Origin of the sequence: Sphingopyxis sp. (genome assembly GCF_036261875.1) — a bacterium.
Taxonomy (GTDB): domain Bacteria; phylum Pseudomonadota; class Alphaproteobacteria; order Sphingomonadales; family Sphingomonadaceae; genus Sphingopyxis.
The window spans coordinates 22713-39440 of record NZ_DATAJZ010000040.1 but is presented as its reverse complement, the minus strand read 5'-3'; the positions used below and the strand labels follow the sequence as shown (position 1 = coordinate 39440).

Below are 16728 nucleotides of genomic sequence, written 5' to 3'. Positions count from 1 at the left end.
GCGCTTGCATGACGCTGAACGCATATGTAGCGAGCCGTTCATCATGGCAGCTCCAATTTTATCCTATGAAGGCCTTGGCCTCGTCCAGGGCAGCGGCTGGTTGTTCGAGGATCTCGACATCTATGTCGGCGCGCGCGATCGCCTCGCGCTGATCGGCCGCAACGGCGCGGGCAAGACGACCTTGCTCAAGCTGCTCGCGAACCGCATCGACGCCGACAAGGGCAAGCGCACGATCGTCCCCGGCACGCATGTCGTGCTGCTCGAACAGGAGCCCGACCTGTCGGCGTTCGACACGCTGATGGATTATGCCACATCCGGCGCCGACGCCCCCGCCGAGCACGACGTCGCCGCGATCGCCGACCAGCTTGGCATCGACATGGCGCGCACCGCCGCCAGCGCCTCGGGCGGCGAGCGTCGCCGCGCCGCCATCGCGCGCGCGCTGGCGCAGAATCCCGACGTTCTGCTGCTCGACGAGCCGACCAACCACCTCGATCTCGCGGCAATCGACTGGCTCGAAAACTGGCTCGCGCGCTACACCGGCGCCTTCGTCGTCATCAGCCACGACCGCACCTTTCTCACCCGCCTGACGCGCCAGACCTTGTGGCTCGACCGCGGCAGCATCCGCCGCAAGGAAATCGGCTTCGGCGGCTTCGACGAATGGACCGAAGCGGTGTTCGCGGAGGAAGCCCGCGCCGCACAAAAGCTCGATTCCAAGCTGCGGCTCGAGGCGCACTGGCTCGAACGCGGCGTCACCGCGCGACGCAAGCGCAACCAGGGGCGGCTCGAAAAGCTCAAGGAAATGCGCGCCACCCGCGCCGCGATGATTGGCGGCCCCGGCGTCGCCAAGCTCGGCCTCGCCAACGACGATGTCCGCTCGAAATCGGTGATTGTCGCCGATCATATCAGCAAGCGCTTCGGCGAGCGCACGATCATCAAGGATTTCGATTTCCGCGTCCAGCGCGGCGACCGCATCGGCATCGTCGGCGCCAACGGCGCGGGCAAGTCGACTCTGCTCAAGCTGCTGACCGGCGAGATCGCGCCCGACGAAGGCACGGTCACCCTCGCCCCGACGCTCGACGGCATCGTCATCGACCAGCAGCGCAGCCTGCTCTCGCCCGACAAGACGGTGCGCGACATCCTCGCCGACGGCGGCGACTGGATCGAGGTCCGCGGGGTCAAGAAGCATGTTCAGGGCTATCTGAAGGATTTCCTCTTCGACCCCGCGATCGCCGAGGCGAGCGTCGGCGCGCTGTCGGGCGGCGAGCGCTCGCGGCTTTTGCTGGCCCGCGAATTCGCCCGCGAATCGAACCTGCTCGTCCTCGACGAGCCGACCAACGACCTCGACCTCGAAACGCTCGACCTGCTGCAGGAGGTCATCGCCGATTATGAAGGCACGGTGCTGCTCGTCAGCCACGACCGCGATTTCCTCGACCGCACGGTGACGGTGACGCTCGGCCTCGACGGTTCGGGAAAGGTCGACATCGTCGCGGGCGGCTATGCCGACTGGGAAGCGAAACGCGCAAAACCGGTGACGGCCAAGGCGAAGGCCGCCGCGACCGAAGCCCCGCCCCCGCCGCCGCAGGCGCGCAAGAAGCTGAGCTACAAGGACCAGCGCGACTACGACCTCCTCCCCGGCCGGATCGAGGAAATCGAGGCGGAAATGGCGGGGATCGAGACCGAGCTCTCGGACGGCGGCCTGTTCGCGCGCGACCATGCGCGCTTCACTGCGCTGACCGGCAAGCTCGACACGTTACGCGACGAAAAAGCCGCCGCCGAAGATCGCTGGCTGGCGCTGGCTGAGGAAGTCGAGGCACTGGGATAACGTCCGCATTGGGGTGGGGAGCGGACATTCCCCACTTTCGCGGGAATGACGAAGATGGGATGAAAACTGCCGCTCAACTCTCGTCATCCCGGACTTGATCCGGGATCCATTCATCCGGCGCTGAGAGAATGGATCCCGGATCAAGTCCGGGATGACGATGAAGGACGGTTTCGCTTCCGATCGTTCCGGCCACAAGAATCATCACCCCACCCCATAAAACCCCGCCAGCCGATCGAGCGCCAACCCCAGCACCAGCTTCCCCGACCGCGCCGGCCATCCCATCGCCTTCTCCGCGCCGCCGATCCCCTCGCCCGCGCAGATCACGCGCCAGCAGATGTCGGCGAGCCCCGGCCCAGCATGGTCGATCGCCGCGTGAAAACGCCGATGCGCGTCGATCCGCGCCAGCGAGGCGTCCGCCGCCCGCGCGCCACCGCGGCTCTTCGCGGGCGGCGCGGCGTCCCAGCGCATCGTCAGGCGCGCCGACAGGCCCGCGCGCTCATAATCGGCGCGCAGCCGCTCGCCCGCCGCAAGCTGCGCCGGGGTCAGCATCCCGCGCGCCGCGAGCCACGCGATCGGGCTTTCGGCGACATTGACCGTGACGTGCCGCATCACCTGCGGCCCAGTCTTGCCAGGATCGAGCCGGTCGTCGGGGTGGAGGCGGGTTTCCAGGCGGCGTGCGGTCATGCGAATCTCCTTCTTGGCACGCTCCCTTGACATTGGATGATTTTGTAGGAAAGAAGAAACCGATTTGGTTATCGGAGCACGTTCATGATCAACAGTATCCGCGCCGTCCGCCGCGCCAAGGGGCTGACGCTCGAGGAAGTCGGCCAACGCTGCGACCCGCCGACGACCGCGCAGACGATCGGCCGCCTTGAGACGGGCACGCGAACGCTGTCGCTCGGCTGGATGAACCGCATCGCCAGGGCGCTGGGGGTCGAGGCGGCCGAACTCGTCCAGTTGCCACAGGACACCCAACTCACGATCACCGCGCTACTCGGTGCCGATGGTGCACAAGCACCGACCCGCGTCGAACAGGCGATCACCGCGCGGCCGGGGGAGGATATGGTGGCGGTGCGCGTGACCTCGTCGATCGGCGATTATCGCGCGGGCGACGAAATCTGGTGTCGCCGCATCGCGGGCGACTGGGCGGGCGCGCTCAATCGCGACCTACTCGTCCCCCGCCCCGCCGGCCGCTTCTTCTTCGCGCGGCTGCTCAACGTCGACGGCGAAAAGCTCCACCTGCTCCCGCTCGGCACCGGCCAGCGCCAGCAGGTCGTGAGCAATCCGCCCTGGGCTGCCGTGGCGGTACGGCTGATCCGGTCGCTGTAATGCCGTTCATATCCATCGTCATTGCGAGCGGAGCGAAGCAATCCAGAGCAGGCATAAACCGCTCTGGATTGCTTCGCATAGTTTATCCTGAGCGCCTGCAAGGCAGTCGAAGGGCTCGCAATGTCGCGCAAAGTGGAACAGCGGCGTGACGTTCCGCATCCTCTCCATCGCCACGCTTTTCCCCGACGCCGCGCGGCCGACCTTTGGCCTGTTCGTCGAAAAAAGCCTCCGCGCCCTCGCCACGCAGCCGGACATCGAGCTCACCGTCGTGGCGCCCGTCGGCCTGCCGCCCTTCCCGCTATCGCTGCACGGCCGCTATCGTGCGCTTCGCGATCTGCCGGCAACCGAACAATGGAACGGCCTCACCGTCCATCGCCCGCGCTTCGCCCTGATCCCGCGCTACGGCACCCGCTTCAACCCGGCGCAAGTCGCGCGCGCGGTGCTGGCGGCGGTGCGTGGGCAGGTGTTCGATGTCGTCGATGCCGAATTCTTCTATCCCGAGGGGCCCGCCGCGATGCGCGTCGCCGCGGCGCTCGGCCTGCCCTTTTCGATCAAGGCGCGCGGCGCCGACATCAGCTATTTCGGACACGACGCGTCCAGCAAGGCCGCGGTGGTGAAAGCCGCCGATCGCGCCGCCGGCCTGCTCGCGGTCTCCGACGCGATGCGTCGCGACATGGCCGCGATCGGGATCGACGCCGCCAAGGTCGCGGTCCATTACACCGGCATCGACACCGCGCGCTTCCACCCCGGCGACCGCGCCGCCGCGCGCGCCGCGCTCGGCATGGACGACGCCCCGGTCATCGCAACGGTCGGCGCGCTCATTCCGCGCAAGGGCCAGGCGCTGGTGATCGAGGCGTTGCCCGACCTTCCCGGCGTTCATTACTGGCTCGCGGGCGCCGGCGAAGAGGAAAGCCGCTACCGCGCGCTGGCCGAGCGGCTCGGCGTCGCCGACCGGTTCCACCTGATGGGGTCGGTCGCCAACGCCGACCTGCCATGTCTCTATCGCGCGGCCGACGTCGTCGTCATGCCGTCGGTCAGCGAAGGGCTCGCCAACGCCTGGGTCGAAGCGCTCGCCTGCGGCACGCCGATCGTGATCAGCGACGCGGGCGGCGCCGCCGAACTCGTCACCTCGCCCGTCGCCGGGCGCATCGCCCGGCGCACGCCGCAGGCCATCGCGGCGGCGGTCCGGGACATCCTCGCCGCCCCGCCCTCACCGAGCGATGTCGCCGCCAGTCTTGGCGGCCGCTTCGACTGGGATCGCAACGGCCGCGAACTGGCGGAGCATCTCCGCCGCTGCGCAAAACGATGAGGCCCGGTCCGCGAGTTCAGGTTTCGCGGGCCAGAACATCCGCGACATAGCGTTCGACCTGGGCGGCATAATCCTCCCGGACGCCGGCCCTTTGCCCCTTGGTCTTGCTGATGCTCGCCATGAGCAGAACGGGTATCGCCAACAGCGCCAGGCCGATCACGGCCGCTTTGAATTGCCCGAGGAAGGATCCGAAGATCCCGGCGGCGATGATGATGACCACGGCAAGACAACATCCGTTGAGGTTCGCCATGGGTTTCGCCATCAGCTCATCAATGCGATTTCCGAATATCTGGTGGCGTCCGGTGCTGTGGTTCACCATCGCCACGCCGACATCGCCGCTGGAATCGGAGCTGCTGGCCCATATCAGCGACAGGTGATGTCCCTCGCGCGCGCCGATGCCGGCATTGTTGATCTTCACATCGATTTCGCGCCCGTCCTCCCGCTGGAGGAAGACTTGCATGATCTCGGTCTTGGACGACGAAATATGCCCGCCGTTGCTCCATATGACGCCGCTGACGTCAGTTTCGGACCAGACGCGCAGCGAAACGGCAATGCCGGAGTCGCGGGTGAAGTTCAGTTGTTCACCGTTGTTTGTGCTGACCCGTCCCATATATCTCCCCTGCCGGACGACGACGTCCTTTCAAGCCGGGGACAATGAAGACGAAAGCGGCGGCGAAGTCCTGACGCACTTCTCAAGAAATTGTGAAGGCCGGGTCGAAGCCGAAACTCACACCACCGCGCCATCGTCCTTGCGGGTGATGCGCTCGGCGCCTTCGGTCGCGGCGCTGGTGCGCGGGACGAAGCTCTGCGGACCGACCTTCAGCCACACCAGCACCGGCGTCGACATCAGAATCGACGAATAGGTGCCGACGAAGACGCCGAACAGCATCGCCGCGGTAAAGCCGAAGATCACGTCGGGGCCGAAGACCAGCAGCACCCCAAGCGCCAGCATCACCGACACGCTGGTCATCACGGTGCGCGACAGCGTTTCGTTGATGGAGAGATTGAGCAGCGGCACAATCTCCATCTTGCGGTATTTCTTCAGATTCTCGCGCACGCGGTCATAGACGACGATCGTATCGTTCAGCGAATAGCCGACGATCGTCAGCAGCGCCGCGATGCTGTTGAGGTCGAACTGAAGCTGCGTCACCGCGAACAAGCCAAAGGTCAGCGCCACCTCGTGGAACAGGCGTCCGAGCGCACCGACGCCGAACTGCCATTCGAAGCGGATCCAGATATAGATCGAGATGCCGATCATCGCGAGCGCGAGGCTGAGCGCGCCGGTGCGGATCAGCTCGCCCGACACCTTGCCCGACACAGTCTCGACCGAGCCGGTGTGCGCGGTCGGAAAGGCTTTGTGGATGCCGTCGACGAGCTGCTTGCCCGCGCGGTCGGCCGCCGCCTTGTCGCCTTCGGGCAGCGCGGTGCGGATCGCCACCGCCTTGTCGGACCCGAATTGCTGGATCGTCGCTTCGCCGAGGCCGATGTCGCCGACCTTTTCGCGAATCTCGTCGATCTTCGGCATCGTGCCGGGGAATTCGACGCGGACCGACTGGCCGCCGACGAAGTCGACGCCCAGGTTGAGGCCCTTCACCGCGACCAGCGCGATCGATATGGCGACGAGGAGGAAGCTCGCGGCCGACGCGACTTTCCGCCAGCGCAGAAAATCGATGTTCGTGTCCTCGGGGACGAGTTTCAGCAGACGCATCGTTTCGCTCCCTTTCTCTTAAATGTTGATCGTCGCCGGACGCTTGGCATGGAGCCAGCGGGCGGCAAACAGACGCGTGACGGTGACGGCGGTGAAGACGCTGGTGACGATGCCGATGGTCAGCACCACGGCGAAGCCCTTGATCGGGCCGGTGCCGAACCAGAACATCAGCGCCGCGGCGATGACGTTGGTGACGTTGGCGTCGAAGATCGCGCGACTCGCTTCGGAATAGCCGAGTTCGACCGCCTGGAACACGCGTCGCCCTCGTTTCAGTTCCTCGCGTATGCGCTCGTTGATCAGCACGTTCGCGTCGACCGCGGCGCCGATCGTCAGCACGAAGCCTGCGATGCCGGGCAAGGTCAGCGTTGCGTTGAACCCCGCCATGATCGCGATGATCAGGAAGATGTTGAAGAAGAGCGCGAGGCACGCATAAACGCCGAAGCGGCCATAGACGATGAGCATCAGCACGAGCACCGAGACCGTGGCAATGATGCCCGCGATTGCGCCCTTGCGGATCGAATCGGCTCCAAGCTCCGGCGTCACCGTCCGTTCCTCGACCACCGTCATCTTGACCGGCAGCGCGCCCGAGCGGAGCGAGATGGCGAGGTTGTTCGCGGTGGCGACCGAGAAGCTGCCCGAAATCTGGGCGCTGCCGCCCAGGATCGGCTCGTTGATCGACGGCGCCGAGAGCACCCGGCCGTCGAGCACCATCGCGAAACGCTTGCCGACATTCTGCGCCGTCACCTTGGCAAAGGTCGCCGACCCGCCCGAATCGAAGCGGATGTTGACGACCGGCTGGCCCGACTGTCCGTCATAGCCCTGCTTCGCGTCGAGAAGCTGCTCGCCGCTGATCATCACCTGGCGGCGCAGCACCTCGAACGGGGCGCCGGCGCTGGCGCCCTCGGCATAGGGAACGATCTCGCTTCCCACCGGCACACGGCCCGCCGCCGCTTCATTGGGGTCGGCGTTGGCGTCGACCATGCGGAATTCGAGCCGCGCGGTCTTGCCGATCAGATCCTTCAATTGCTGCGGATCCTGAAGGCCGGGCACCTGAACGACGACCCGGTCGTCGCCCTGGCGGATGATCGTCGGTTCGCGCGTGCCGAGCGCGTTGACGCGCTTGTCGATGATGTCGCGCGCGGTATCCATCGCGTTGGCGATCGCCTGCTTCTGCCCCGCCGCGGTCGGCGTCAGCACCAGGCGTGTCGTATCGACGACATCGATCCGCCAATCGCGCTGGCCGGTCATCCCCGCGCCGCCCGTCTCCTTGAATAGCCGGTCGCGCGCTTCGTCGAGCTGCTTCTGGTCGCGGACGAGAAAGCTGATCTTGCCGCCCGCGGTCGACAGTTCGCCGATCGCGATGTCGTCGTCGGGTCCGCGCTCGCCGCGCATCGCCGCGCGCACGGTCTTTTCCATGTTGGCGAGCTGGGTCTTCTGGAGATCGGAGACATCGGCCTCGAGCAGCAAATGGCTGCCGCCGGCAAGGTCGAGGCCCAGATTGACCTTCATCTGCGCGAAGGACGGCAGCTTGTCGAAGGTCTTTTCGGGCAGGAAGCTGGGAATGGTGAAGAGGATGCCGAGCAGCAGGATGATGCTGATGCCGATGGTCTTCCAGCGCGGGAAATCGAGCATAGGGAAATTCCGGTTCTGGGCGCCGCCGACGCCGGCGGCGCCGAAGGCGTCAGTCGTTCGCGGGCTTCGCGCCGGGCTGCAGGACGTCGGAGATGGTCGACTTCACCACCTTGATCTTCACGCCCTGCGCGATTTCGATATCGGCGAAATCATCATCGACGCGCGTCACCTTGCCGACGATGCCGCCGCCGGTCACGACCTGATCGCGCGGCTTCACCGCCGCGATCTTGGCGCGATGCTCCTTCATCCGCACCTGCTGCGGGCGGATCAGGAAGAACCAGAAAACGACGAAGATCAGCAGATAGGGCACCAGCATGATGAAACCGGCGGCCCCGCCCCCGGAGCCAGCCGCCTGGGTCAGAAGCAGATTGGTCGACATGAATGAAAGACTTTCTCTTTGCAGCATCACCCCCTCCCCCGGGAGCGGGCGCGCAAATAATGGCGCGGCGCCTATCACGCGGGGAATTTCGACGCAACCGCTCGCTGCGCGCCCTCCCCTCGCGGGCGGTGCTGACATGGGGAGGCAGGCGGCGAGATCAAGCCATGGCTTCCCGCTTGCATCCCCCGCCAAGCCGCGCTAGGGGCCTCGCCTGCCCAATCGGGCCGGTCGGGACGTAGCGCAGCCTGGTAGCGCATCACACTGGGGGTGTGGGGGTCGGAGGTTCGAATCCTCTCGTCCCGACCAATATGATCCGCACCGCCAAGGCGGTTCACACGGAAAGCGATGGACCGATGCAGGTCAGCATCGTGATCGCCGCCTTTCTGACGTCGATCCTGTCGGGCCTGTTCGGCATGGCGGGCGGCCTCGTCTTCATGGGACTGCTTGCCTGGCTGCTGCCGGTCGCGACGGCGCTGGCGCTCCACGGCGCGATCCAGTTCGCGTCCAACGGCTGGCGCGCCTTCCTGCACCGCGCGCATATCGTCTGGCCGGTCCTGATCTGGTTCGGGCTCGGCACCGCGGCGGCCGTCGCCTTCTTTTCGGCGATCCTGTTCGCGCCGTCGAAATTCTATGTTTTCCTGGGCCTCGGCCTGATGCCGATCCTCGTCTGGCTGCCCGAGCGCTGGCTGCCGCTCGACGCCGCGAACCGCTGGCACGCGCTCGGTGGCGGTTTCGTCTCGACCGGAATCGCACTCGTCGCGGGCGTATCAGGCCCGGTCACCGACATGCTGTTCATCAACACGCGGCTCGGCCGGCATCAGATCGTCGCGACCAAGGCGGTGATGCAGGCGATGGGCCATGCGTCGAAGATTTTCGTCTATGGCGGCGTCCTGCTGAGCGACGCGGCCCGCGAGGCGATGCCGCTCGGGGCAACCGCGATCTCGATCCTAGCTTCGATGGCCGGGATCATGGTCGGCGGCGTGCTGCTCGACCGGATCAGCGATGCGCATTTCCGCACCAGCCGCCGCTGGCTGCTGACGCTGGTCGGCGTCACCTTCCTCGTGCAGGCGATCCGGATCGCACTGGCCTGAACGAATCCCCTTCCCGCTAGCGGGAAGGGGCCCCGCGTTCAGCTCGCGTCGTCGGGCGCGGTCTCCGGCTCGTCCGGCGGCGGCGGCGCGGCGCGCGCCTTGCGCATCGATTCCATTTCGTTCTTGTCGATGAAACCGTCGCCGTTGGCGTCGAGATGCTTGAAGAAAGCGTCGACCCGTTCCGGCGAGGCGAGCGACGCGTCGCCCTGCCGCTCGGCGCGCATTTGCGCCATCTTGGTGATCTCGGCCTTGTCGAGCTTGCCGTCGCCATTACCGTCCATCATGTCGAACATGCGGCCGCCGTCGTGCGGCGGCTGCGCCGAGGCCGCGACCGGCAGCGCCGCACCGACCATCACGGCCATCATCATCAATCTCTTCATTTCCCATCCTTCATTCCGTTCGGCGAAACCGCCGGGCACCCCGGCGCGGAGATGGGGGCGCGAATGTCGCAAAATTATGGCAGCCGGAACCGGCCCGTCACGGCCGCAGCACGACCTTTCCCACCACCTCGCGCCGTTCGAGCATCGCGAAGCCCTCGCGCCAGTCGGCAAGGTCGAGCGCGGCGTGGACATGCGGACGAATCCGCCCCTCGGCCGCGAGCGCGTCGATCGCCGCGACATTCTCCGCGCCGCGCTCGGGAAAGCGCCGGCCATATTCGCCCGCGCGCACCCCGACGACCGAAAAGCCCTTGATCAGCGGCATATTGACCGACACCTCCGGAATGCGCCCCGACGCGAAACCGATCACCAGCAGGCGCCCGCCGAAAGCGATGCAGCGCGTCGATTCGTCGAAGACATCGCCGCCGACGGGGTCGAAGATGACGTCGGCGCCCTTGCCGCCGGTCAGGTCCTTCACCGCCTCGCGGAAACCGGGTTCGGCCGCAATCACCGCATCGGGGGCATAGGCGCGGGCGATCGCGTCGCGCTTGGCCGCGCTGCTCGCCGCCGCGATCACCCGCGCGCCGAGCGCCTTGGCCAGATCGACCGTCGCCAGCCCGACGCCGCCCGCCGCGCCGTGGACGAGCAAGGTTTCGCCGGGTTCGATCCGCGCGCAGCGGACGAGCGCGACATAAGCGGTCAGATAAGCGACCGGGTAGGCGGCGGCTTCGTCCCAGCCCAGCGCTTCGGGCTTGCGCCGCAGCGCCGCCGCCGGAACGACAGCATATTCGGCCATCGCACCGAAGCGATTGCCGCCGACGACCGCGTCGCCCGCTTGCCAGCCGGACACGCCCTCCCCCACCGCATCGACCTCGCCCGCGAACTCCAGTCCCGACACGAACGGCAGGTCGGGTTTCAACTGATAATCGCCGCGCGTCATCAGCAGGTCGGGAAAATTCACCGCCGCCGCGCGCACCCGCACCCGCACCTCACCCGGTCCCGGCTCGGGAACCGGCAGGTCGGCGAGCGCGGCGCCCGCATGTCCGGGTAGAAGTTCGCGCACCTGCAAAGCCCGCATGAAGAAAAGCCTTTCCTACATTGTTCCCATATGGTTCGTTATGCTTGCCCAACGAACCTAAAGGAGCGAATCATGCCACGACCCGACCCGTCGAGCTGCGACGCCGACGCGCTGATCGATGCCGTCATCGACCGCGAAGGCCGCTATGTAAACCATCCCGCCGATCGCGGCGGCCCGACCTGCTGGGGAATCACCGAAGCGGTCGCGCGGTCGCAGGGCTATGCGGGCGCGATGCGCGACCTGCCGCGCGCCGAGGCGGCGTCGATCTATCGCCGCATCTACTGGCTGCGCCCCGGTTTCGACAAGGTCGCGCTGCGAGCCCCGAAAATCGCCGCCGAATTGTTCGACACCGGCGTCAACATGGGCGCCGGCACAGCCGCGGGCTTCCTTCAGCGCGCGCTCAACGCGCTCAACCGCGCCGCGCGCGACTATCCCGACATCGCGGTCGACCGCGAGATCGGCCCGCGCACGCTGTCCGCGCTCGACGGCTTCCTGAAGGCGCGCGGCAAGGGCGGAGAGACCGTCCTCCTGCGCGCGATGGAGGCACTGCAGGGCGAACGCTACATCGCCTTCGCCGAACGCCGCCCCAGCCAGGAAGCCTTCCTCTACGGCTGGCTGGCCAACCGCATCGGGAATGCGTGACGGGTATCATTTTACCGGGACGTATCGTGAACTTTGACAACTTCCAGCAAAAGGACAGCGAAACATGAGCATCATCGAAGGCCTGATCGGCCCCGTCGCCAAGCTGATCGACAAGATCATTCCCGACCCCGAAGCGCGCGACCGCGCCAAGCTCGAACTCTTGAAGCTCGAGGGCAGCCAGGAAATGGATGCGATCAAGACGCGGATGACCGCGATCGTCGCCGAGGCGAACAGCACCGACCCCTGGACCAGCCGCGCGCGGCCGAGCTTCCTCTATGTCATGTATGCGCTGCTGCTGTGGGCAATCCCGATGGGCCTGATCGCCGCCGCGCGCCCCGACATGGCAAAAGGCATCGCCGAGGGCATGAACGCCTATCTCGCCGGCATCCCCGAACCGCTCTACGCACTCTTCGGCACCGGCTATCTCGGCTACACCGCCGCGCGGGCGTGGGGTCAGGCGAAGGGCGTGAACGGCTGAACCAATAACCGTCGCCCCCGCGAAGGTGGGGTCCGCCGTCAGCCCTGCTCAGCATCGCTGCGTAAACCGACAGCGGCCCCCGCCTTCGCGGGGGCGACGGTCTTCCTTATTCACGCGGAGACGCGGAGACGCGGAGAAGAAAATATTCGCGCAGAGATCGCAGAGCACGCAGAGGAAAAGAAAGGGCGGCAAAGCCGCCCATCTCCTTTTTCCTCCGCGTCTCCGCGTCTCCGCGTGAACCAAATCCTCTGCAACCTCTGCGATCTCTGCGATCTCTGCGATCTCTGCGCGAATCCTATTCCACCACCGCCGCCAGATTGGCGAGCGACGAACTCAGCCCCGCCTGATGATCCTTCGCCGAAATCCCCGGCGGCACCTGATGCGCGTCGATCGTCACCAGCGTGCCGCCGCCCTTTCGCGACAGATACCAGTGCATCGCCATCGTCCCTGAAAAGCGCGGGTCGTCGGACTCGAATTCGACCTCCCACACGATCAGCCGCCCGTCGTCGAGCGTCGGGATATGCACCTCGACGATGTCGCTGTCGTCGTCGCTCTTGGTCTCGATATCGGGATCGTCGAACGTCAGCCGCAGCCGGAACCCGCCGCCTGCGCGAAGGTCGCAATGATCGAACGCCCCGGTCGCGCCCTCGGGCGGCAGCCAGCGCGCCAATTTCGCGGCGCTGGTGAAGGCCGCGAACACATCGGGCAGCGGCGCCGCGATCAGCCGTTCGGCGTGATCGGTGCGCCGCGTCTTCTTCGTCGGTTTCAAATGGTGGCCGCCAGCGCCGCGATGACCGCCGCGATCGCATCGTCCGCGGCCTTGCCTTCAGGCCCACCGCCTTGCGCCATGTCGGGCCGTCCGCCACCACCCTGCCCGCCGAGCGCCGCGACCGCGGCCTTGACGAGATCGACGGCATTGTGGCTCGCGGTCTTGTCGTCGGTCACCCCGACCGCGACCGACGCGCGCCCGTCATTGACCGCAACGAGCATCGCGACGCCGCTGCCGACCTGTTTCTTGAGCCCATCGACCGTGCCGCGCAACTCCTTGGGATCGAGCCCGTCGACGACCTGCGCGAGGAAAGCCGTGTCGCCGACCTGCTCGACCGCAGGACCGGCCGCGGTTCCCCCGCCGCCCATCGCCAGCGCCTTCTTCGCGTCGGCCAGCTCGCGCTCGGCCTTCTTCAATTGCTCGGCGAGCGCCGCAACGCGCGCGGGCACCTCGTCGGGCGAGGTCTTGAGCGCCGCCGCCGCACTCTTCAGCGCTTCGTCGCGAGCATTCAGCCATTGCCGCGCCGCCTCGCCGGTCAGCGCCTCGATGCGCCGCACCCCCGACGAAACCGCGCTTTCGCCGACGATCTTGAACAAGGCGATGTCGCCCAGCGCGCGGACATGCGTCCCGCCGCACAATTCGACCGAATAGCTATGGTCGTCGGCCTTGCCCATGCTGAGCACGCGCACCTCGTCGCCATATTTCTCGCCGAACAGCGCCATCGCGCCCGCCGCGATCGCGTCCTCGGGGGTCATCAGCCGCGTCGTCACCGCTTCGTTGGCGCGGATCTGCGCGTTCACATCGGCCTCGATCGTCGCGATCTCTTCCGGCGTCAGCGCCTTCGGATGCGAGAAGTCGAAGCGGAAGCGATCCTCGGCAACGAGGCTCCCTTTCTGCGTCACATGCCCGCCGAGCCGATTGCGAAGCGCCGCGTGCAGCAAATGCGTCGCGCTGTGATTGGCGCGGATGCGGTCGCGCCGCGCCGCATCGACCGCGAGCTGCACCGTTTCGCCGACCTTCAGCGTCCCCGCCTCCAGCTTCGCCTGATGCGTGTGCAGGCGGCCGAGCGGCTTGCCGGTGTCGCTGACGCTGGCCTTCGCGCCGTCGAGCGTCGCGATCGTCCCCGCGTCGCCCATCTGACCGCCGCTCTCGCCATAGAAAGGTGTCTGGTTGGTGAGCACGACGACCTCGTCGCCGGCCTTCGCCGCGTCAACCGGCTTGCCGTCACGCACCAGCCCGATCACCGTCGCCTCGCCTGCGGTCGAGGTATAGCCGGTGAATTCGGTGCTGCCGTTCGCTTCGGCGAGATCGAACCAGATTTCGTCCGACGCCTTGTCGCCGCTGCCCTTCCACGCCGCGCGCGCCGCCGCCTTCTGCTGCGCCATCGCCGCATCGAAGCCCGCGCGGTCGACCGCGATATCCTGCGCGCGCAGCGCATCCTCGGTCAGGTCATAGGGAAAACCATAGGTGTCGTAGAGCTTGAACGCCGTTTCGCCGGGCAGCGTGTCGCCCTTGCCCATGCCGACGGTCGCCTCGTCGAGCAGGCGCAGCCCCTTGTCGAGCGTCTGGCGGAACTTCGTCTCCTCGCGCTCCAGCGTCTCAGCGATCAGCGGCTGGGCGCGGATGAGTTCGGGATAGGCGACGCCCATCTCGGCGGTCAGCGCCGGCAGCAGCCGGTGCATCAGCGGATCCTTGGCGCCGAGCAGATGCGCGTGGCGCATCGCGCGGCGCATGATCCGGCGCAGCACATAGCCGCGCCCCTCGTTCGACGGCAGCACGCCGTCGGCGACAAGGAAGCTCGACGCGCGAAGATGGTCGGCGATCACGCGGTGACTCGCCTGCGTCGCGCCCTCGGCGGGCACCCCGGTCAGGTCGACCGACGCCGCGATCAGCGCCTTGAACGTGTCGGTGTCGTAATTGTCGTGGACGCCCTGCATCACCGCCGCGATGCGTTCCAGCCCCATGCCGGTGTCGATGCTCGGCCGCGGCAGGTCGAGCCGTTCGCCGCCCGGAAGCTGCTCATATTGCATGAACACCAGGTTCCAGATCTCGACGAAGCGGTCGCCATCCTCCTCCGGCGATCCCGGCGGGCCACCCCAGATATGGTCGCCATGGTCATAGAAGATTTCGCTGCACGGCCCGCACGGCCCGGTGTCGCCCATCGACCAGAAATTGTCGCTGGTCGGGATGCGGATGATGCGCTCCTCGGGCAGCCCCGAAATCTTGCGCCATAGGTCGAACGCCTCGTCGTCGGTATGATAGACGGTCGCGGTCAACTTCTCCGCCGGCAGCCCCCAATCCCTGGTCAGCAGCGTCCAGGCGTGCGTGATCGCCTGTTCCTTGAAATAGTCGCCGAAGGAGAAATTCCCCAGCATTTCAAAGAAGGTATGATGCCGTGCCGTGTAGCCGACATTGTCGAGGTCGTTGTGCTTGCCGCCCGCGCGCACGCATTTCTGCGACGAGGTCGCGGTGCTGTAGGGGCGCTTCTCCAGCCCCGTGAAGACATTCTTGAACGGAACCATGCCCGCGTTGACGAACATCAGCGTCGGGTCGTTGTACGGCACCAGCGGCGCCGAAGCTTCGATATGATGCCCCGCCTCCCCGAAATAGTCGAGGAAGGAACGGCGAATGTCGTTGGTCGATGTCATGCGCGCGAATTAGGGATTTTGTCGCGGTGCGACAAGTCGATTAGTGGCGATGACGGTGATCGACCCCTTCGTTCAGAACGACGTCGCGATCCCTTTGCCCAGATAGCAGGGAAGCTGATGCAGCACATCGGCCTTGGGCACCCCGTCCTCGATCAGTTCGGGCGGCACTTCGGACGTGTCGGTGCGGACGACGGTGAAGGGGCTCGCGGGGTCGGTGCGGTGGACGACGACATAGCCGCAATCCATCGTGCCGTCCTTGCGGTCGCCGCGGAAATCAAAGGCCGCGTAAAGCCCCGGCGGCTGGCCCGCGGGGTCGGGATACCAACTCAGCCGCAGGATGCGGAGCTGGCCGTCGGCCCACAGCGCCGAACGCTTGCGCATGTTCATTTCCCATTCGAGCCGCGGGTTCGACGCCTGGAACGATAGGCGCAGCATCGCATAGGCGGCGGCATAGTCGCGCCGCGCCAGCGCCGCGGCATAGGTGGCGAAGCGGTCGATCGCGCCCTCCTCGTCGGCCGCGGTCGGCGCGAAGGCCCTGCCGTCAGGAACGACGATATTGCGCTCAACCTCGGGCCCGAGCGTCGGCGGCGCGGCGAGCGCGACCGAGGTGCCCGCGAGCAGCAGCGCCGCCGCCGCAGCGACAAGACCCCGGTGTTCAATAGCCATAGTAGGCCCCGCCCTTGTCGCGCGCCCGGCGCCACGCCGGCCGGTCGTGGCAGGCGTTCACGAAATTCGCGAGCTTCGGATAGCGCGGCGCCATGCCTTGCATGATCGCAACCTCGGCGGGAAAGCTCAGCATCACGTCGGCCGCCGACAGGCTGGAGCCGACGAAATGACCTGCGTCGCTCACCCGGCTTTCCATATAAGCGAAATGCGAATCGAGCTGATGCGCGATGCGGGCTTCGAGCGGCGCCGCCGCCGCACCTAGCCGCGCGGTATAGAGGCGCAGCAGGATCGGCGTCATCGCCGACCCCTCGGCGAAATGCATCCATTCGAGGTGGCGAATATGATCGTCGGTGCCGCGTTCGGGAACCAGAGCGCCGCCGCCATGGCGTTCGCAGAGATATTCGACGATCGCCCCCGATTCGGTGATCACCTTGCCGCCATCCTCGATTACCGGCGACTTGCCGAGCGGATGCACCGCGAGCAGCTCGGGCGGCGCGAGATTGGTCACCGGATCGCGGTCGTAGAATTTGATCTCATAGGACGCGCCGATTTCCTCGAGCAGCCACAGGATGCGCTGCGAACGGCTGTTGTTGAGGTGGTGGACAATCAGGCTCATCGCATTCTCCTTGGCGCCGCGCCTGGCCAGGCAGCGCAGGTTTGGGGCCGATAATGATTTGAAGCGGCCGGGCGCAGAAAGGAAGACAATTCGCGCAGAGACGCAAAGAGCGCAGAGATTATAGTTCGCGCGGAGACGCGGAGACGCCGAGACGATGGCCGGGACCGATAGGCCGCTTCGCGCC

General features: G+C 66.6%; 17 protein-coding genes and 1 tRNA gene. 7 read left to right on the top strand and 11 right to left on the bottom strand.

Annotation, left to right across the window (positions count from 1 at the left end):
* Positions 1-43 precede the first annotated feature (43 nt).
* Positions 44-1822: an ABC-F family ATP-binding cassette domain-containing protein gene (locus VHO04_RS17610; RefSeq protein ID WP_329629513.1), complete on the top strand. Its 1779-nt coding sequence runs from the start codon at positions 44-46 to the stop codon at positions 1820-1822.
* 201 nt (positions 1823-2023) lie between these two features.
* Here VHO04_RS17610 and VHO04_RS17605 read toward each other — a convergent pair whose 3' ends face one another.
* The gene (locus VHO04_RS17605) at positions 2024-2506 is read right to left on the bottom strand and encodes a DUF6456 domain-containing protein (protein ID WP_414713135.1); all 483 of its coding nucleotides are present in this window, start codon (positions 2504-2506) and stop codon (positions 2024-2026) included.
* Positions 2507-2590: 84 nt separating this feature from the next.
* Between VHO04_RS17605 and VHO04_RS17600 the strand changes: the two genes are divergently transcribed.
* Both VHO04_RS17600 and VHO04_RS17595 read left to right on the top strand, forming a co-directional pair.
* Positions 2591-3151: a helix-turn-helix domain-containing protein gene (locus tag VHO04_RS17600; protein WP_329629512.1), complete on the top strand. Its 561-nt coding sequence runs from the start codon at positions 2591-2593 to the stop codon at positions 3149-3151.
* Between the two features lie 145 nt (positions 3152-3296).
* Complete coding sequence (locus tag VHO04_RS17595; RefSeq protein ID WP_329629511.1) at positions 3297-4460, top strand: glycosyltransferase; 1164 nt, start codon at positions 3297-3299, stop codon at positions 4458-4460.
* Positions 4461-4476: 16 nt separating this feature from the next.
* Here VHO04_RS17595 and VHO04_RS17590 read toward each other — a convergent pair whose 3' ends face one another.
* From VHO04_RS17590 to yajC, 4 genes are all read right to left on the bottom strand, one after another.
* The gene (locus VHO04_RS17590; RefSeq protein ID WP_329629510.1) at positions 4477-5070 is read right to left on the bottom strand and encodes a hypothetical protein; all 594 of its coding nucleotides are present in this window, start codon (positions 5068-5070) and stop codon (positions 4477-4479) included.
* A gap of 117 nt (positions 5071-5187) precedes the next feature.
* On the bottom strand, positions 5188-6168 hold the full coding sequence (secF, locus tag VHO04_RS17585; RefSeq protein ID WP_329629509.1) for a protein translocase subunit SecF: 981 nt from the start codon (positions 6166-6168) through the stop codon (positions 5188-5190).
* 18 nt (positions 6169-6186) lie between these two features.
* Positions 6187-7800: a protein translocase subunit SecD gene (gene secD / locus VHO04_RS17580; RefSeq protein ID WP_329629508.1), complete on the bottom strand. Its 1614-nt coding sequence runs from the start codon at positions 7798-7800 to the stop codon at positions 6187-6189.
* Positions 7801-7849: 49 nt separating this feature from the next.
* On the bottom strand, positions 7850-8179 hold the full coding sequence (yajC, locus tag VHO04_RS17575) for a preprotein translocase subunit YajC (protein WP_297665345.1): 330 nt from the start codon (positions 8177-8179) through the stop codon (positions 7850-7852).
* Positions 8180-8408: 229 nt separating this feature from the next.
* On the opposite strand from yajC, the gene VHO04_RS17570 reads away from it, so the two are divergent.
* Both VHO04_RS17570 and VHO04_RS17565 read left to right on the top strand, forming a co-directional pair.
* Positions 8409-8485: transfer RNA gene (locus VHO04_RS17570), tRNA-Pro, on the top strand.
* Positions 8486-8487: 2 nt separating this feature from the next.
* Positions 8488-9270 (top strand): sulfite exporter TauE/SafE family protein, encoded by a 783-nt coding sequence (locus VHO04_RS17565; RefSeq protein ID WP_329629507.1) that lies wholly within the window; start codon positions 8488-8490, stop codon positions 9268-9270.
* Positions 9271-9308: 38 nt separating this feature from the next.
* Here VHO04_RS17565 and VHO04_RS17560 read toward each other — a convergent pair whose 3' ends face one another.
* Positions 9309-9650 (bottom strand): EF-hand domain-containing protein, encoded by a 342-nt coding sequence (locus VHO04_RS17560; RefSeq protein WP_329629506.1) that lies wholly within the window; start codon positions 9648-9650, stop codon positions 9309-9311.
* Positions 9651-9747: 97 nt separating this feature from the next.
* Positions 9748-10725, bottom strand: coding sequence for an NADPH:quinone oxidoreductase family protein (locus tag VHO04_RS17555; protein ID WP_329629505.1), 978 nt, complete (start codon positions 10723-10725; stop codon positions 9748-9750).
* Between the two features lie 72 nt (positions 10726-10797).
* Here VHO04_RS17555 and VHO04_RS17550 point away from each other — a divergent pair, with 72 nt between their 5' ends.
* Together VHO04_RS17550 and VHO04_RS17545 are read left to right on the top strand one after the other, a co-directional pair.
* Positions 10798-11367 carry a glycoside hydrolase family 108 protein gene (locus VHO04_RS17550; RefSeq protein ID WP_329629504.1) on the top strand — a complete coding sequence of 190 codons (570 nt, stop codon included), beginning with the start codon at positions 10798-10800 and terminating at the stop codon, positions 11365-11367.
* A gap of 64 nt (positions 11368-11431) precedes the next feature.
* Positions 11432-11845 carry a holin family protein gene (locus VHO04_RS17545; protein ID WP_329629503.1) on the top strand — a complete coding sequence of 138 codons (414 nt, stop codon included), beginning with the start codon at positions 11432-11434 and terminating at the stop codon, positions 11843-11845.
* Between the two features lie 295 nt (positions 11846-12140).
* On the opposite strand, the gene VHO04_RS17540 is transcribed toward VHO04_RS17545, so the two are convergent.
* The 4 genes from VHO04_RS17540 to VHO04_RS17525 all read right to left on the bottom strand — a co-directional run bounded on the left by VHO04_RS17540 (position 12141) and on the right by VHO04_RS17525 (position 16544).
* Entirely contained in the window at positions 12141-12614 is a 474-nt protein-coding gene (locus tag VHO04_RS17540; protein WP_329629502.1) for an SRPBCC family protein, read from the bottom strand.
* A complete protein-coding gene (alaS, locus tag VHO04_RS17535; protein ID WP_329629501.1) occupies positions 12611-15262 on the bottom strand; it encodes an alanine--tRNA ligase in 2652 nt (883 codons plus the stop codon). The genes VHO04_RS17540 and alaS overlap by 4 nt, the downstream gene beginning before the upstream one ends.
* A gap of 72 nt (positions 15263-15334) precedes the next feature.
* The gene (locus VHO04_RS17530) at positions 15335-15928 is read right to left on the bottom strand and encodes a hypothetical protein (RefSeq protein ID WP_329629500.1); all 594 of its coding nucleotides are present in this window, start codon (positions 15926-15928) and stop codon (positions 15335-15337) included.
* Positions 15918-16544: a glutathione S-transferase gene (locus VHO04_RS17525; RefSeq protein WP_329629499.1), complete on the bottom strand. Its 627-nt coding sequence runs from the start codon at positions 16542-16544 to the stop codon at positions 15918-15920. Before VHO04_RS17525 ends, VHO04_RS17530 begins: the two co-directional genes overlap by 11 nt.
* Between the last annotated feature and the right edge of the window lie 184 nt (positions 16545-16728).

Bases quoted from the DNA above. Each gene is read 5' to 3' on its own strand.
- VHO04_RS17610 (WP_329629513.1), top strand. From the start codon at position 44: ATGGCAGCTCCAATTTTATCCTATGAAGGCCTTGGCCTCGTCCAGGGC.
- VHO04_RS17605 (WP_414713135.1), bottom strand. From the start codon at position 2,506: ATGACCGCACGCCGCCTGGAAACCCGCCTCCACCCCGACGACCGGCTC.
- VHO04_RS17600 (WP_329629512.1), top strand. From the start codon at position 2,591: ATGATCAACAGTATCCGCGCCGTCCGCCGCGCCAAGGGGCTGACGCTC.
- VHO04_RS17590 (WP_329629510.1), bottom strand. From the start codon at position 5,070: ATGGGACGGGTCAGCACAAACAACGGTGAACAACTGAACTTCACCCGC.
- secF (WP_329629509.1), bottom strand. From the start codon at position 6,168: ATGCGTCTGCTGAAACTCGTCCCCGAGGACACGAACATCGATTTTCTG.
- secD (WP_329629508.1), bottom strand. From the start codon at position 7,800: ATGCTCGATTTCCCGCGCTGGAAGACCATCGGCATCAGCATCATCCTG.
- yajC (WP_297665345.1), bottom strand. From the start codon at position 8,179: ATGTCGACCAATCTGCTTCTGACCCAGGCGGCTGGCTCCGGGGGCGGG.
- VHO04_RS17565 (WP_329629507.1), top strand. From the start codon at position 8,488: ATGATCCGCACCGCCAAGGCGGTTCACACGGAAAGCGATGGACCGATG.
- VHO04_RS17560 (WP_329629506.1), bottom strand. From the start codon at position 9,650: ATGAAGAGATTGATGATGATGGCCGTGATGGTCGGTGCGGCGCTGCCG.
- VHO04_RS17555 (WP_329629505.1), bottom strand. From the start codon at position 10,725: ATGCGGGCTTTGCAGGTGCGCGAACTTCTACCCGGACATGCGGGCGCC.
- VHO04_RS17550 (WP_329629504.1), top strand. From the start codon at position 10,798: ATGCCACGACCCGACCCGTCGAGCTGCGACGCCGACGCGCTGATCGAT.
- VHO04_RS17545 (WP_329629503.1), top strand. From the start codon at position 11,432: ATGAGCATCATCGAAGGCCTGATCGGCCCCGTCGCCAAGCTGATCGAC.
- alaS (WP_329629501.1), bottom strand. From the start codon at position 15,262: ATGACATCGACCAACGACATTCGCCGTTCCTTCCTCGACTATTTCGGG.
- VHO04_RS17530 (WP_329629500.1), bottom strand. From the start codon at position 15,928: ATGGCTATTGAACACCGGGGTCTTGTCGCTGCGGCGGCGGCGCTGCTG.
- VHO04_RS17525 (WP_329629499.1), bottom strand. From the start codon at position 16,544: ATGAGCCTGATTGTCCACCACCTCAACAACAGCCGTTCGCAGCGCATC.